Below are 14,915 nucleotides of genomic sequence, written 5' to 3' on the forward strand. Positions count from 1 at the left end.
GTGGCCGGCATCCTCCCGCTCGGCGGCGGCAGCTCCGCCCTCGAGCAGTACGCAGCCCTCCTGAAGGGAGGTGCCGCCAGCGCCGCAGGCGCCGGCGGCACCGACTCCACCGCGAACGCCGACGCCCTCGCGGCGGCGGCGCAGGCCCTCACCGGCGCGTCGGGCACGAGGTCCACCGGATCGACCGGGTTCGCGGCGACGCTGGCCTCCAGCCTCGAGAACGTGCAGGCGCTGCAGTCCAAGAGCTCCGCGCTCGCCGTCCAGGCCGCCACCGGCGACCTCAACGACGTCCACGACTACACCGTCGCCGCGGCCGAGGCCGGCATGGCGGCGCAGGTGACCGTGGCCCTCCGCAACAAGGCCCTCGAGGCGTTCTCCGAGATCATGAGGATGCAGTTCTGATGCCCCCGCAGCTGATGGACCAGCTCAAGAAGCTGGGCGCCCAGGTGAACTCCCTGTCCCTGGGCCAGAAGGTGCTCGCCGTCATCGGCATCGGCGTCCTGGTGCTCGGCGGCTCGGCGTTCTACACCTACGCCTCGAAGCCGGACCTGGTGCCGGTCGCCAGCGGCGTCTCCGACGCCGACGCCGCCGACATCACCGCGGCCCTGCAGGGCGCGGGCATCACCGGGGAGTACTCCGGCGGGTCCGTCAACGTGCCCGCCGACCAGGCCTCCTCCGCCAAGATGACCATCGCGGCGGCGGGCCTGCCCAAGCAGAAGGGCGGCTTCGCGCTGCTCGACGAGCAGGGCATCACCGCCACGCAGTTCCAGCAGAAGGTCACCTACCAGCGCGCGGTCGAGCAGGACCTCGCCACGACCATCGAGCAGATGGACGGCGTGCAGTCCGCCGTCGTCCACCTCGCGGTGCCGGAGGAGACGGTCTACAGCGAGTCGAAGGAGCCGACCAAGGCGTCCATCCTCATCGACACGGGCATCACCAAGGCCACGGACGACCAGGTCAACGCGATCATCCAGCTGGTCTCCTCCTCGGTGCCCAACCTCGACCCGAAGCAGGTGACCGTCTCCGACGCCCAGGGCGAGCTGCTGTCCGCAGCCGGCCAGGGCGCTGTCGGCCAGGGCGACGAGCAGACGGCCGCCTACGAGACCAAGACGCAGTCCGCGATCCAGTCGATGCTCGACAAGACCCTCGGCCCCGGCAAGGCGATCGCGTCGGTCAACGCCACGCTGAACTTCGACCAGACCAACCGCCTGTCCACCACCTACACCCCCAGCGGTGCGCTGCCCAGCTCGATCTCCACCAAGGAGGAGGTCTACAACGGCGGCAACGCGAACGTAGGAGGGGCGCTCGGCGCGAACGGCGTGCTCGGCGTGGACGGCACCGAGACCACGGCGGGCGCCGGCACCACCGCCGGCCAGGGCGGGTACTCCAAGAAGGAGAACACCCAGGACAACGCCAACAACACCGTGGTGGACAACACCGTGGTGGCTCCTGGCGCCGTCGAGCGGCAGTCGGTGGCGGTCATGGTCGACCAGGCGGCCCTCGCCGGCATCGGCCAGCAGAACCTGCAGGCGGCCATCGCCGCGGCGGCGGGTTTCGACGAGGCCCGCGGGGACCAGGTCGTCATCACCCCCGCGACCTTCGACACCACCGCCGCTGACGCTGCGGCGAAGGACCTGGCTGCGGCCGAGGCGGAGCAGAAGAGCGAGGAGCAGTGGGCGCTCATCAAGCAGGGCGCCATCGCCCTGGGCGTGCTCCTGCTGGCGATCGTCCTGCTCGTCGCCTGGCGCCGCGCCGTGAAGAAGAACCGCCGCGAGGCGGTGGACCTCGGTGAGCTCGAGCGCCTCTACCCCGAGACGCCCCTCGCACCCGCCCCGATGACCGCGCTCGCCCCCGCCGTGGACGACAGCCACCTGCTGGTGGCTCCTGACCCCGAGCCGGAGGCGCTGCGCCGCCAGGAGTTCGGCCAGCTGGTGGACACCCAGCCGGCCGAGGTCGCCAACCTGCTCCGCGGCTGGCTCGCCGCCTCGAAGAAGGGCTGACCCGCCATGGCCACCAGCCTCGCCACGCGCTCCATCGCGAGCCTCACCGGCCCGCAGAAGGCGGCCGTGCTGCTCGTGCAGCTCGGCCCCGAGCGCTCCGCCCTCCTCATGGCCCTGCTCGACCCGGAGGAGGTGGAGCTCATCACCGTCGAGCTCATGCGCCTCGGCGAGGTCGACCCGGAGCTGGCCGACGAGGTGCTCATCGCGGGCTTCGGCGAGCTGGTGGGCCCGGCGGCCCTCGGCCAGGGCGGTCCCGGCTTCGCCAAGGCGATGCTCGAGGCGTCCCTGGGCAAGGAGGCGGCCGGCGAGATGATCGACCGCCTCAAGGGCGGTGACGACAAGCAGCCGTTCCTCTTCCTGGAGGAGGCCGACACCCGCCAGATGGTGTCGTTCCTGCAGGGCGAGACCCCGCAGACGATCGCCCTGGTCATGGCGCACCTGCGGTCCCACCAGGCCTCGGCGGCCCTGGTCACCTTCCCCGCGGAGGTCCAGGCCGACGTCGCGCAGCGCATCGCCACGATGGAGCGCACCTCGCCCGACATCGTGGGCATCGTCGCGGAGTCGATCCGCCGCAAGGCCGGCGCGGTGCTCACCGCGCAGGTCGACGAGGTGGTCGGCGGCATGCAGCCGCTCGTGGAGATCATCAACCGCACCGACGCCGGCACCAGCAAGCAGCTGCTCGAGGAGCTGGCCAAGCGCGACCCGGTGCTGGCCGACCAGATCCGCGCGTCGATGTTCACCTTCGAGGACATCCTGTCCCTCGAGGACAAGGCGATGCAGCTGGTCCTGCGCGAGGTCGACGCCGGCACGCTGGCGGTGGCGCTCAAGGGCGCCCGCGACGACCTGCGCGACAAGATCCTCAACAACGTCTCCGCCCGGGCCAAGGAGAACCTGCTCGAGGAGATGGAGCTCATGGGCGCCGTCCGCCTCTCGCAGGCCGAGGAGGGCCGCTCCGCGGTGGTGGCCGCGATCCGCCAGCTCGAGGAGTCCGGCCAGATCACGATCCAGAGGGAGTCCGACGATGAGTTCGTCGCCTAGCCCCCACGCAGCGGTCTTCACGCCGCTGCCGGGGAGCCGGACCGCCGTGGACGCCCACGCCACCGCCGCCGCGTTCGCCTCCCAGAACGTCGCCGCCACCTCCCAGGCCTCCGGCTACGCCGCGGGCTGGGCGCAGGGCGTCGCCGCCGCCGCGGAGGAGGAGCGCCGCGTCATCGCCGAGCTGCGGGCCCGCGCGGCCGCCGAGCGCGAGGCGCTGCAGGCGCAGGTCGCCCAGGCCATCGCCTCCCTGGAGGCCGCCGCCGACGAGCTGCGCGCCCGCACGGCGCCGCAGCTGGACGCCGTGGCCGACGCCGTCGCCATCGCCGTCGTCGACCTCGCCGAGGTCGTCATCGGCCGGGAGATCGAGGACGACGGGATGCGTGGCCTGACCGCGCTGCGCCGGGCCCTCGACGCCGCCCCCACCCACGCGGACATCACCGTCCGCCTCAACCCGGAGGACCTCGCCGTGGTGGAGCAGATGCGCAGCGCCGAAGCCCTGGTGGCCCTGGCCGAGCACCAGGTGACGATCGTCGCCGACCCGCGCCTGGCGCCCGGTGACGCGTTCGCCGAGTTCCCCGGCGGCCTCGTCGACGCGCGCACCGACACCGCCCTCGCGCGCATCCGCGGCCAGCTGCGCGGCGCCGCCCGCCCGTCCGCCCAGGGACCCCGCGCATGAGCCGCCTGTCCGACCTCGCCGCCGCGCCGGGCTCGCCCGCCGCGGCCATCGGCGTTCCCGGGATCGCCCTGCCGGCGATCATGCGCCGTGCGGAGGCCGCTGGCGCCCCGCAGGTCACCGGCACCGTCCGCCGCGCCGTCGGCCTCACCATCGAGGCAGCCGGCCTGCGCGCCCCCGTCGGCGACATCGTCCGCATCCTCACCGGTGACCTCACCACCACCGGCCAGGGGATCGACGCCGAGGTCGTGGCCGTCGCGCCCGACCACGTGACCTGCATGCCGCTGGGCACGCCCCCGGTCGGCCAGGGCCTGCGCGCCGGCCAGCCGGTGCTCGCGATGGGCCGCAGCCAGCGCATCCCCGTGGGCATCGGCCTCATGGGCCGGGTGCTCGACGGCCTCGGCCGCCCCATCGACGGGCTCGGCAAGCCGCAGGCCACCGCCTGGGTGCCGATCGACAACCCCGCCCCCGACCCCATCAAGCGCGAGCGCATCGACACCCCCATGGGCACCGGCGTGCGCGCCCTGGACGCCATGACCCCGGTGGGCCGCGGCCAGCGCATCGGCCTGTTCGCCGGCTCCGGCGTCGGCAAGTCCACGCTGCTGTCGATGGTCGCCCGCGGCACCGAGGCCGACGTCAACGTCATCGCCCTCATCGGCGAGCGCGGCCGAGAGGTCCGCGAGTTCATCGAGGACGACCTCGGTCCCGAGGGCCTCGCGCGCTCCGTCGTCGTCGTCGCCACCTCCGACCAGCCGCCGCTGGTGCGCCTGCGCGCCGCGATGGTGGCCACCACCATCGCCGAGCACTTCCGCGACCTCGGCATGAACGCGCTGCTGATGATGGACAGCCTCACCCGCTTCTGCATGGCGCAGCGCGAGATCGGCCTGTCGGTGGGGGAGCCCCCCGCCACCCGCGGCTACCCGCCGAGCACCTTCGCGCTGCTGCCCCGCCTCCTCGAGCGCGCCGGCACCGGCGCCACCGGCTCGATCACCGGCATCTACACGGTGCTGGTGGACGGCGACGACCACAACGAGCCGATCGCCGACGCCGCCCGCTCCATCCTCGACGGGCACGTGGTGCTCGACCGCGACCTCGCCACCGCGGGGCACTTCCCGAGCATCGACGTGCTCGGCTCGGTCTCCCGCGTGGCCTCGCGCGTCACCACCCGCGAGCAGCGCGGCCTCGCCACGCACGTGCGCCGCCTCATGGCCGCGCGCCGCGAGGCGCAGGACCTCGTGGACGTCGGCGCGTACGTGCCCGGCTCCAACCCGCTGACCGACGCCGCCATCGGCGCACGCGCCGACATCGACGCGTTCCTGCGCCAGGACGTCGAGGACCGCACGTCCACCGACGACGCGTGGGACGCGCTGGCCGGCGTGGTGGCCCGCAACCCGGTCGCCGGGCTCTGAGCACCACGACCACGACGACCACGACGACGACCACGACGACGGACAGGAGGCGGCGGTGAGCAGGAAGTTCCGCCTGGAGCAGGTGCTGCGCGTGCGCCACCTGCAGCGCGACATCGCCGCCGCCGCAGCGGGAGCGGCCGCAGCCCGCACCGTCTCAGCCCGGACCTACTCCGAGAACATCCTCGAGGAGGCCGCGGCGCAGAGCTTCAACGACCACGGCAGCCCCGAGAGCTTCGCCGCGGCCGTCGCCGCGCGCAGCGCCAGCAGCGCCCGCTACCAGGACGCGCTCGCCGCCCTCGAGGAGGCCGAGGCCGAGGCCCGCGCCGCGCAGGCCGTCTGGGCCGCCGCCGAGGGCCGGGCCAAGGGGCTGCAGCGCCTCGCCGACCGCCACGAGCACGCCCAGCGCACCGCCGACCTCAAGGCCGACCAGGCCGTCATCGACGAGCACGCCGGCCGCGCGCGCGGCCGCACCACCGGCGTGCAGGGTCCTGCCCATCTGGGGCTCGACTCCGAGGCCCGACCTGCCGATGACTACTCCATGAGAGGGAACGAACCGTCCGGCGGTGACGCGTGACGGCCGTGACGGGCGCCCCCGCGCCGGCCCAGGCGGCCATCGCGCAGGTGCAGTCGCGCATCAGCTCGCTGCAGCTGCGGATCGCCACCCTCAGCGGCAGCCCCCTGGCAGCCACCGGGACGGCGACGACGAGCACCACCTTCGCGGGGCAGCTCGCGCTGGCGCAGTCGCAGCTGGACGGGCAGGCCTCGTCGTCGTCCGCCGCCAGCGGGGACGACATCGTCACCGACGCCAAGAAGTACCTCGGCGTGCCCTACGTGTGGGGCGGCACCGACCCCGACAAGGGCCTGGACTGCTCCGGCTTCACGCAGCTGGTGATGAAGGAGAACGGCATCACGCTGCCGCGCACCGCTGCCCAGCAGGCGAAGGTCGGCACCGAGGTCCCCTCGCTCGCGCAGGCGCAGCCCGGTGACCTCGTGGTGCTGGAGGGCGGCTCGCACATCGGCATCTACGTCGGCGACGGGCAGATGATCCACGCGCCCAAGGCCGGCGACGTGGTGAAGATCTCCAAGGTCTGGGAGACCCCCATGACCATCCGCCGGATGACCGACGCGACGGCGGGTGCCGGCACGAGCACGGGCGCGCTCAGCGCCGCCCTGCGCTCGTCGGTGCTCGGCTCGGGCACCTCCTCCGGTGCCAGCGGCGCCGCGGCCTACCAGGGCCTGTTCGACGCCGCCGAGGCGCGCTACGACCTGCCCGACGGGCTGCTGTCCGCCGTCGCCAAGACCGAGTCGAGCTACGACCCCGACGCCGTCAGCCCCGCCGGCGCCCGCGGCCTCATGCAGCTCATGCCGGGCACCGCCCGCGAGCTCGGCGTCGACGCGCACGACCCGGCCCAGGCCGTGGACGGCGCCGCCCGCCTGCTGGCCAAGCACCTCGACAGGTTCGGCTCCCTCCCGCTGGCCCTCGCCGCCTACAACGCCGGACCGGGCAACGTCAGCAAGTACGGCGGCGTGCCGCCGTTCGCCGAGACGCAGGCCTACGTCCGCAAGGTCGCTGCGGCCATGCCGGGCGCCTGACCCGTCGCCCTCCCGCACCACTTCCAGCACCACCGAGCACCGACGCACCACCCACCCCCTTCCGCGCACCGCTCGATGCCCCGGAGCACCCGATGCCCCTGAACGTCACCCCCGCCGCCCCCGCTCCCGCTGTCGCGCCCGCCGCTCCCGCGGCGCCGGCCCAGCAGGACGACGACGGCCGCTTCGCCGACGTCCTCGCCCGCCAGCAGGCGGACGACGACGCCCCGGCGACCTCCGCGAAGCCCGCGCGCCCCGACGCGCGCCCGGCTGCTGCCACCCCCGCGCAGCGCGACGCGGTGCCCTCCGCGCCGACGTCCGACGCGACCCCGGCCACCGCCACCGTGCCCGCACTTTCCGCGGACAGTGCGCTTCCGGACCCCGCCCTTCCCGCACTTTCCGCGGAAACTGCGCTTCCGGACCCCGGCCTTCTCGCACTTTCCGTGGAAAGTGCGAGTCAGGCGTGGGTGCCGGGGACGACGACGGGCGACGCCGCGGCACCGGTCGCCACCGCTCCCGCGGCTGACGCCTCCGCCGACGCGACCGCAGACGGCGCCGCACAGGCGGGCACCGCGCAGGACGCCGCCGCCGGCGCCACCTCGCTCACCGCGCAGGCGCTCGCCGCCATGGTCACGCCCGTCCCGGCCTCCCAGCCCGCGGTCGAGCCCATCCCCACCACCGCTCCGGTGACGACTGCGGCCGCACCCGTCGTGCCCGGCGCCCCGGCCTCCGCGACCGCTACGACCGCCACGACCGCCACGACCGCTACGACGGCCGCGACCGCTACGACGGCCACGACCGCTACGACGGCCACGACCGCCACGACTGCCGCGGCAGCCACGGACGCGGCGCCGACCACGGCTCCCGCAGCGGACGCCGCCCCGGCGGGGCCCACCGCGCCGGCCACGGCCCAGCCCGCTGCCACCGCCTCCGGCCCGTCCGGTGACGCCCCCGGCGCACCGCAGGGCGGCTCCTCGTCCGGTGGGGGAGGGGCGGCCGACACCGCCCCGCACGCGAAGGGCCACGCCACCGACGGCGGTGACGCGACCGCCCCGACGGTCGCAGCGCAGGCGCTCCTGGTGCCGCTCTCGGGCGCCCTCGGCGCTTCCACCGCGCCGGACGCCACGACGGCGGCGGCCGCCGTCACGCCGCTCGACGCGTCGTCGTCCGCCGTCACCACCACGGCGCCCCAGGTCGCGGCGGCGCCGACCCAGAACCCCGCGGCACCGGCGCCCCTCCCGACGTCCGCGGCGCCGGTGGCGCAGCCCGTGCTCGTCGCGCAGCCCGCCCACGTGGCGGCGCAGCTGTCGCCGCAGCTGGTCGCGCTGACCGGTCGCGGCACCGGCACCCACAAGCTCACCCTCGAGGTGAAGCCCGAGGCCATCGGCACCGTCACCGTGGTGGCGCACATCCGCCCCGAGGGCACCCGCATCGAGCTGGTCGGCGGCAACCCCGCCGCCCGCGACGCGCTGCAGGCCTCCCTGGACGACCTGCGCAAGGACCTCGCCGCCACCGGCTCCGGCGCCTCCCTCGACGTCAGCACCGGCAGCGGCGCCGCGGCCCGCCAGGACCGCACCCCGCGCAGCTGGTTCGGCTCCCACGCCTCCGGCCAGGCCGAGGACGGCGAACGGGTGGTCGACCTGGCACCCGTTCGGCTCAAGGTCGGGCCCGGACGTGTCGATGTCCTCGCATGAGGAGCGCACCAGCGCTCCCCACCCCGTGAGCTCGCCGAGCTCCACCGACACCGCAGGAGGTACTCGTGGCTGACGCCATCGGCACCACCAGCACGACGGCGACCCGCTACGCCTTCCAGTCGGGCGGCAGGGTCTCCGAGGACAAGACGACCCTCAAGAACCAGGACTTCCTGCAGCTGCTCATCAAGCAGCTGCAGAACCAGGACCCGAGCTCGCCGATGGACTCCAACGCGATCATGCAGCAGACGGCCACGCTGTCGTCGGCGCAGGCCATGCAGGAGATGACGAAGGCCCAGCAGGACTCCTTCGCCCTGATGTCCCGCATGACCGCCTCGAGCTACATCGGCCAGACCGTCAGCTACACGGACGTCGCCGGCAAGCCCCAGAGCGGCGTCGTCTCCGCTGCCTCCTTCTCCGCCACCGGCACGCCGAACCTGACGATCGGCGGCGCCTCCGTGTCGCTCAACAGCGTCACCGGCATCACCGCGCCGGCGTCGTCAGCGTCCAGCTGACGCGCCCACCGACCCACAACCGAACAACAACTGAAGACGCGGCCGCAGGCCGCACCCCGACGGAACGCCCCATGGCCACGGACGGCACACGGCACCGCGACAGCACCCCGCTGCGCGCCCTTCCCTGGAGGACCCCGTGCTCCGTTCCCTTTACACCGGCATCAGCGGCATGCGCTCGATGCAGACCATGATGGACGTCACCGGCAACAACATCGCCAACGTCAACACCACCGGCTTCAAGGCCTCGAACACCATCTTCGAGGACACCCTGTCGCAGAGCCTCGGCAACGCCGCCGCCGCGCAGGGCGCCAAGGGCGGTCAGAACCCGGCGCAGGTCGGCCTCGGCGTCCGTGTCTCGGGCATCACGACCAACTTCACCCAGGGCGCGACCCAGACCACCGGCCGCAACAGCGACATGCTGATCGACGGTGACGGGTTCTTCGTGCTGAACAACAACGGCGCGATGCAGTACACCCGCAACGGCGCGTTCAACGTGGACGGCACCGGCACGCTGGTGAGCCTCGGCGGCGCCAAGGTGCAGGGGTGGATGGCCGACGCCAAGGGCGTCACCAACTCCTCGGGGACCCCGGGCAACATCTCCATCCCGACCACGCAGATCATCCCCGCGTCGGCGACGACGAAGGTGACGATGTCGGGCCGCCTGGACAACACCGTCGACGTGGTCCAGACCAGCGCCGCCGGCGTCACCCCTGTCACCTACGGGCCGACGGCGGCGTCGACGCAGAGCTTCTCCTACCAGCTCACGGACAAGAACGGCGTGAACGTGCCGCTGTACGTGGAGATCAAGCCGACCAGCGTGACCTCCACCGACGGCAAGACCGGCCTGGTCACCGCCTGGTCCGTGACGATGCGCAAGGACTCCGCCACGGGCACCGTGGTCGGTGACGTCACCTTCAACGGCGCCGGCGTCATGGCTGCGGGCACCACCGGCACCGCCGACGTCGCCAACGAGAAGCTGACCCTCGCGGCCTTCGACGGCGCCGACGGCACCGCGTTCGCACCGCAGCCGACGCTCGACTTCTCCAAGCTGACCGTGGCCAACCGCGCGGACATCTCCATCTCCGACGTGACCGTCTCCGCGCAGGACGGCTACGCGGCGGGCTCGCTGACCAGCTGGAAGGTCGGCCCCGACGGCGCGATCGTCGGCTCGTTCGACAACGGCCGCTCGCAGGAGCTGGGCCGCATCGCGGTCGCCACCTTCGACAACCCGGCCGGCCTCGACAAGCAGGGCGGCTCGACCTACCAGGCGACGTCCAACTCGGGTCTGCCGAACGTCGGCGTGGCCGGCGACGGCGCGCACGGCTCGCTGGTCTCCGGCGCGCTGGAGATGTCGAACGTGGACCTCGCGCAGGAGTTCACCAACCTCATCGTGTCCCAGCGCGGCTTCCAGGCGAACAGCCGCGTCATCACCACCTCGGACTCGATGCTCGAGGAGCTCGTCAACCTCAAGCGCTGACGCGCCCGTCCGGGTGGCGGTGGCCGACGCGGTCGACGCCGCCACCCGGACTCCTCACCACCGGCGCGCCAGCGCCGATGGAGCACGTGGAGGCGCCCACGGAAGGGCGTGCAACCAGACTCTCAAGGACGGTCGTCATGATCCTCGTCACGCGCTTGACCGGGGCCGCGTTCGCGGTGAACCCCGACCTGCTCGAGCGGGTCGAGGCGACCCCCGACACGGTCCTCACGCTCATCGACGGCACCAAGTACCTCGTGGCGGAGTCGGTCGTCGAGGTCATCGACCTCGTCCGCGACTACCGCGCCAGCGTGGTGGCCAGCGCCCGCACCCTGCGCGAGCCCGTCCCCGCTGCACCCCCCGCGCCCGAGCCCGGCTCCGAGGCGCGCCCTGACCTGCACGTCGTCCCGGCCCTGCGCGTGCTCCCGCGCGAGGCCGCCCCCGAGGAGGTGTGATGGACCCGGCGACCCTGATCGGGCTCGGCCTCGCGGTCGGCGGCATCCTGCTGGCGATCATCCTCGAGGGCTCGAGCCCCATGTCGGTCATCCTCATCCCGGCGATGACCCTGGTCATCGTCGGCACGATCGGCGCGACGCTCGCCGGGACGCGGATGGCCGACCTGCCCTTCGTCATCCAGGGCACCATCAAGGCGCTCACGGGCAAGGCCGTGAACCCGGTCAAGACCATCGACACGCTGGTCTCGCTCGCCGAGACCGCGCGCCGCGAGGGCCTGCTGGCCCTCGAGGACGCCGCGAAGGACGTCGACGACGAGTTCCTCAAGGACGGCCTGCAGTCGGCCATCGACGGCGCGGACCCCGAGGACCTGCGCGAGATGCTGATGGCGAAGATCGAGACCAAGCGCGCCACCGACAAGATCGCCGCCGCCTTCTACGCCACGGCCGGCGGCTACGCCCCGACCGTCGGCATCATCGGCACCGTCGTGTCGCTGGTGCACGTGCTCGAGAACCTCGCCGACCCGACCAAGCTCGGCCACATGATCGCCGCGGCGCTCGTCGCGACCTTCTGGGGCCTGCTCACCGCCAACATCATCTGCCTCCCCTTCGGCGCGCGCCTCAAGCGCCTGTCGGAGACCGAGTGCGCGCACATGGAGCTGATCGTGGAGGGCCTCATGGCCGTGCAGGCCGGGGCCAACCCGCGCCTGGTGGGCCAGCGCCTGCGCAGCCTCGTGCCGAGCACCGGCAAGAAGGAGAAGGAGGCGGCCTGATGTCGGGGCACGGGAAGGGCAGGGCCAAGAAGCACCACGAGGAGGAGCACGAGAACCACGAGCGCTGGGCCGTGTCCTACTCGGACATGATGACGGTGCTCATGGCGCTCTTCCTCGTGCTGTTCGCCATGAGCAACGTCGACCAGAAGAAGTACCTGGAGCTCAAGACCTCCCTGGCGGAGGGCTTCGGCAACCAGGTGCTCCCCACGGACGGCGGCTCCGGCGTCGTCGACGGCTCCACCAACAGCCCCATCGACGTCGGCTCCGGTGCGATGAGCGGCCAGGACTTCTCCGCGACGACGAGCATCAGCAGCACCCAGGGCAAGACCGCGGAGGACGCCGCCAAGGAGGCTGACGACCTCCAGCAGCTGCAGCAGCAGGTGGAGGAGCAGCTGCAGCAGCAGGACCTGCTGGAGCAGGTGACCACCACGGTCACCGAGCGCGGCCTGGTGATCAGCGTGGCCGCCAACAACGTCTTCTTCGCCAACGGCAGCGCCGCCATCGAGCCGGCCGGGCTGAGGGTCCTCGACGTGGTCGCCCCGCTCCTGCAGGGCAACGACCGCCAGATCGCCGTCGAGGGGCACACCAACAACCTCGCCATCAGCGGTGCCGAGTACGCCAACAACTGGGAGCTCTCCGGCGCCCGCGCCACGTCCGTGCTGCTGCGGCTCAAGGACGACGGAATCTCCGGCGACCGGCTGCGGCTGGTCGGCATGGGCGACCAGCACCCGCTCTTCCCGAACGACGACCCGCGGGCCCTCGAGGGCAACCGCCGCGTGGACATCGTCCTCATGGCGAAGGCCCCCTCCGCGGAGGAGGCGGCCTCCGACGCGGCGCTCAAGGCCGTGAGCCAGGGCGCGGCCCCCTCCGGCGTGAAGCCCTCCGGCGACGTCGGCGCGGTCCCCGACCTCCGCGCCGACGCCGCGCCGTCGGCGCACGACTGACCCTCAGACCCACCCACCCGACCGACCACCGCCACTCACGACAGGACGCCCGCCATGGCCACCGCCACCGCAACGCCCGCCGAGACCGAGGCCCCGAAGAAGAAGGGCCCCAACAAGCTCGTCCTCATCCTCGTCGCGGTCATCGTGCTCATGGGTGGTGGCGGCGCGGCGTACTTCCTCGTGCTGGCGCCCAAGCCGGCGCCGAGCGCCGAGGAGGTCGCCGAGGCGAAGAAGGCCGAGGAGGCCGCGCTGCTGGGCAAGGTCAAGGCCCTCGACCCGATCAGCATCAACCTCGCCGAGGGCCACTTCCTCAAGATCGGCATCGCGCTGCAGCAGAGCTCGGCCGTGGCCGAGGACGTCGACGGCAGCAAGGCCCTCGACGAGGTGATCGAGCTCTACAGCGGCAAGTCGATCGAGGAGCTCAGCACCTCCGAGGGCCGTGACGCCGCCAAGGCCGAGCTCGTCGAGAAGGTCAAGGAGGCCTACGACGACGAGGTGCTGGACGTGTACCTCACCCAGTACGTCATGCAGTGACCCCCGGCTGACCCGCTGACCGGCGCGGACGCCCGAGCGTCCGCGCCGGGGCGGAACTCGCGCGAACTCGTTCCCCCGAACGGCTCAACCCGTTCACCCGTCCTGCCGACAACTCCTCTGTGACCGTCCAGAGCCCGAGCGCAGCGCCCCGCCGCAAGCGGCGCCGCGGCGTGGTGAGCGAGTACGACTTCACGCGGCCCACCGCGCTGGCGCGCGAGCACTCCCGCGCCCTCGAGGTGGCCTTCGAGGCGTTCGCCCGCCAGTTCTCCACCACCCTGCTCACCCGCCTGCGCCAGACCTGCACCGTCGTGTGCACCGGCGTGGGCGCCCGCAGCTTCGAGGACCACCTCGCCGGCCAGCCCGGCCAGGGGATCTTCCTCAGCTTCCGCACCGAGGCGGGGGGCGCGAGCGGCCTGGTGGTGCTCGAGGCCTCCACCGTCATGACGGCGCTGGACTTCCTCCTCGGCGGCCACGGCGTGGTCGAGCCGACGGTGCTGAACCCCGAGCGCGAGCTCACCGACATCGACAACCGGCTCATCGAGTCGCTGGCCGGTCGCCTGCTGTCCGACCTCGGCACCGCGTTCGCCGGCACCGTGCCCATGGCGCCCGTGCTGTCCGAGGTCGACCAGACCTCCCAGTTCCTCACCATGGCCGCCCCGGCCGACGTCGTGCTGGTGGCGGGCTTCACCGTGGCCCTCGGTGAGGACGCCGAGCCCGCCGACTTCTCCGTGATGCTGCCCCTGAACCCCGTCCTGGCCCGTCTCAGCGAGAGCCGCGGCGCCAACGACGGCAGCGAGGAGGAGCGCCGCACCGCGGCGCAGGCCGCGGACGTGCTCTCCCGCACCGTCCCCGAGCTCCCCGTCGACGTGTCCGTGCGCATGACGCCCATGGCGCTGTCCGTGCAGGCCGTCACCGCCCTCGCGGTCGGTGACGTCCTGCACCTGCCCCACCCCACCGCCCGCCCCCTCGACGTCGTCACCAACGACGTCGCCCTCGCTCGCGCCGTCCCCGGCACGAGCGGAACCCGCCTGGCCTGCCTCGTGGTGAACCCTGATGAGGAGACGCGATGACCACCCCCACGGACGCCCCCGCCGTCCAGGCCGCGCAGACCGCGCTGCTGGCTGCGGCCGCCGTCGCCGCCGAGCAGCTGCCCGCCGGGGCCACCCTGGCGGTGGGCCCCTCGGACGGCTCGCTGGCCCCGACCGCTGACGGCACCGCCGTGTCGGCCGCGTTCACCGGCGCGGTGTCGGGCACGCTGGTCGTCATCGTCGACCCCTCCCTGGAGGAGGCGCTCGCCGGTGCCGAGGGCGGGCCGCTGCCCGTCGTCGACGCGATCGCCCCGGCGCTGCGCGCCGCCGTCACCGCCATGGGCCCCTCGGTGCCCGGCGCGGTGCAGGCGGTCGACGTGGCCGGTGTGGTCGCCGAGCCGGACGCCCTGTGGGTGCCGCTCGTGGACGCGAACTCCGCGGCGCAGGAGGTGGTGGTCTGGGTCGGCCTCGTCATCGCGCAGACCGCCATCCCCTCCGGCGTCCCCAGCGGCCCCGCGGTCCCCGTGCAGAACGCCGCCGGCCGCGCCGGCATGGCGCTGCTGCGCGGCGTGGAGATGGTCGTCACGGTGGAGCTGGGCCGCACCCGGATGTCGGTGAAGGACCTGCTGGCCCTCACCCCCGGCTCCGTGGTCGAGCTGGACCGCGCCGCCGGTGCTCCGGCGGACCTGCTGGTCAACGGCCGGCTGCTGGCGCGGGGCGAGGTCGTCGTCGTCGACGAGGACTACGGCCTGCGCATCACCGAGATCGTCGAGCCCGGCGCCGAGGACTGACCG

Annotated in this window: 16 protein-coding genes; all 16 read left to right on the forward strand. The window is 73.3% G+C overall.

What is annotated here, in order from left to right; genetic code table 11:
- On the forward strand, positions 1 to 402 hold the full coding sequence (locus FHN55_RS03475; RefSeq protein ID WP_139710833.1) for a flagellar hook-basal body complex protein FliE: 402 nt from the start codon (positions 1 to 3) through the stop codon (positions 400 to 402).
- Positions 402 to 2,000, forward strand: a complete 1,599-nt coding sequence (fliF, locus tag FHN55_RS03480) for a flagellar basal-body MS-ring/collar protein FliF (RefSeq protein ID WP_139710835.1) — start codon at positions 402 to 404, stop codon at positions 1,998 to 2,000. The genes FHN55_RS03475 and fliF overlap by 1 nt, the downstream gene beginning before the upstream one ends.
- Before the next feature lie 6 nt (positions 2,001 to 2,006).
- The gene (fliG, locus tag FHN55_RS03485) at positions 2,007 to 3,038 is read left to right on the forward strand and encodes a flagellar motor switch protein FliG (RefSeq protein WP_139710837.1); all 1,032 of its coding nucleotides are present in this window, start codon (positions 2,007 to 2,009) and stop codon (positions 3,036 to 3,038) included.
- Positions 3,022 to 3,714 carry a FliH/SctL family protein gene (locus FHN55_RS03490; protein ID WP_139710839.1) on the forward strand — a complete coding sequence of 231 codons (693 nt, stop codon included), beginning with the start codon at positions 3,022 to 3,024 and terminating at the stop codon, positions 3,712 to 3,714. The genes fliG and FHN55_RS03490 overlap by 17 nt, the downstream gene beginning before the upstream one ends.
- A complete protein-coding gene (locus FHN55_RS03495) occupies positions 3,711 to 5,120 on the forward strand; it encodes a FliI/YscN family ATPase (protein ID WP_218974311.1) in 1,410 nt (469 codons plus the stop codon). The genes FHN55_RS03490 and FHN55_RS03495 overlap by 4 nt, the downstream gene beginning before the upstream one ends.
- A gap of 55 nt (positions 5,121 to 5,175) precedes the next feature.
- A complete protein-coding gene (locus FHN55_RS03500) occupies positions 5,176 to 5,694 on the forward strand; it encodes a hypothetical protein (RefSeq protein WP_139710841.1) in 519 nt (172 codons plus the stop codon).
- A complete protein-coding gene (locus FHN55_RS03505) occupies positions 5,691 to 6,713 on the forward strand; it encodes a transglycosylase SLT domain-containing protein (protein ID WP_218974312.1) in 1,023 nt (340 codons plus the stop codon). Before FHN55_RS03500 ends, FHN55_RS03505 begins: the two co-directional genes overlap by 4 nt.
- A 92-nt stretch (positions 6,714 to 6,805) precedes the next feature.
- Complete coding sequence (locus tag FHN55_RS03510) at positions 6,806 to 8,404, forward strand: flagellar hook-length control protein FliK (protein WP_139710843.1); 1,599 nt, start codon at positions 6,806 to 6,808, stop codon at positions 8,402 to 8,404.
- A 65-nt stretch (positions 8,405 to 8,469) separates the two neighbouring features.
- Positions 8,470 to 8,916: a flagellar hook assembly protein FlgD gene (locus FHN55_RS03515; RefSeq protein WP_139710845.1), complete on the forward strand. Its 447-nt coding sequence runs from the start codon at positions 8,470 to 8,472 to the stop codon at positions 8,914 to 8,916.
- 136 nt (positions 8,917 to 9,052) lie between these two features.
- Entirely contained in the window at positions 9,053 to 10,393 is a 1,341-nt protein-coding gene (gene flgF, locus FHN55_RS03520) for a flagellar basal-body rod protein FlgF (protein ID WP_139710847.1), read from the forward strand.
- A gap of 137 nt (positions 10,394 to 10,530) precedes the next feature.
- A complete protein-coding gene (locus FHN55_RS03525) occupies positions 10,531 to 10,845 on the forward strand; it encodes a flagellar FlbD family protein (RefSeq protein ID WP_139710849.1) in 315 nt (104 codons plus the stop codon).
- The gene (locus tag FHN55_RS03530) at positions 10,845 to 11,615 is read left to right on the forward strand and encodes a motility protein A (RefSeq protein WP_139710851.1); all 771 of its coding nucleotides are present in this window, start codon (positions 10,845 to 10,847) and stop codon (positions 11,613 to 11,615) included. The genes FHN55_RS03525 and FHN55_RS03530 overlap by 1 nt, the downstream gene beginning before the upstream one ends.
- The gene (locus FHN55_RS03535) at positions 11,615 to 12,559 is read left to right on the forward strand and encodes a flagellar motor protein MotB (RefSeq protein ID WP_139710853.1); all 945 of its coding nucleotides are present in this window, start codon (positions 11,615 to 11,617) and stop codon (positions 12,557 to 12,559) included. Before FHN55_RS03530 ends, FHN55_RS03535 begins: the two co-directional genes overlap by 1 nt.
- A 54-nt stretch (positions 12,560 to 12,613) precedes the next feature.
- Entirely contained in the window at positions 12,614 to 13,093 is a 480-nt protein-coding gene (gene fliL / locus FHN55_RS03540) for a flagellar basal body-associated protein FliL (RefSeq protein WP_139710855.1), read from the forward strand.
- A 119-nt stretch (positions 13,094 to 13,212) separates the two neighbouring features.
- Positions 13,213 to 14,163 (forward strand): flagellar motor switch protein FliM, encoded by a 951-nt coding sequence (locus tag FHN55_RS03545; RefSeq protein WP_139710857.1) that lies wholly within the window; start codon positions 13,213 to 13,215, stop codon positions 14,161 to 14,163.
- The gene (gene fliN / locus FHN55_RS03550; RefSeq protein WP_139710859.1) at positions 14,160 to 14,912 is read left to right on the forward strand and encodes a flagellar motor switch protein FliN; all 753 of its coding nucleotides are present in this window, start codon (positions 14,160 to 14,162) and stop codon (positions 14,910 to 14,912) included. Before FHN55_RS03545 ends, fliN begins: the two co-directional genes overlap by 4 nt.
- Positions 14,913 to 14,915 lie beyond the last annotated feature (3 nt).

This window comes from Streptomyces sp. NP160 (genome assembly GCF_006335115.1).
Taxonomy (GTDB): domain Bacteria; phylum Actinomycetota; class Actinomycetes; order Actinomycetales; family Quadrisphaeraceae; genus Quadrisphaera.

Bases quoted from the DNA above. Each gene is read 5' to 3' on its own strand.
- fliF (WP_139710835.1), top strand. From the start codon at position 402: ATGCCCCCGCAGCTGATGGACCAGCTCAAGAAGCTGGGCGCCCAGGTG.
- fliG (WP_139710837.1), top strand. From the start codon at position 2,007: ATGGCCACCAGCCTCGCCACGCGCTCCATCGCGAGCCTCACCGGCCCG.
- FHN55_RS03490 (WP_139710839.1), top strand. From the start codon at position 3,022: ATGAGTTCGTCGCCTAGCCCCCACGCAGCGGTCTTCACGCCGCTGCCG.
- FHN55_RS03495 (WP_218974311.1), top strand. From the start codon at position 3,711: ATGAGCCGCCTGTCCGACCTCGCCGCCGCGCCGGGCTCGCCCGCCGCG.
- FHN55_RS03510 (WP_139710843.1), top strand. From the start codon at position 6,806: ATGCCCCTGAACGTCACCCCCGCCGCCCCCGCTCCCGCTGTCGCGCCC.
- FHN55_RS03525 (WP_139710849.1), top strand. From the start codon at position 10,531: ATGATCCTCGTCACGCGCTTGACCGGGGCCGCGTTCGCGGTGAACCCC.
- FHN55_RS03530 (WP_139710851.1), top strand. From the start codon at position 10,845: ATGGACCCGGCGACCCTGATCGGGCTCGGCCTCGCGGTCGGCGGCATC.
- FHN55_RS03535 (WP_139710853.1), top strand. From the start codon at position 11,615: ATGTCGGGGCACGGGAAGGGCAGGGCCAAGAAGCACCACGAGGAGGAG.
- fliL (WP_139710855.1), top strand. From the start codon at position 12,614: ATGGCCACCGCCACCGCAACGCCCGCCGAGACCGAGGCCCCGAAGAAG.
- fliN (WP_139710859.1), top strand. From the start codon at position 14,160: ATGACCACCCCCACGGACGCCCCCGCCGTCCAGGCCGCGCAGACCGCG.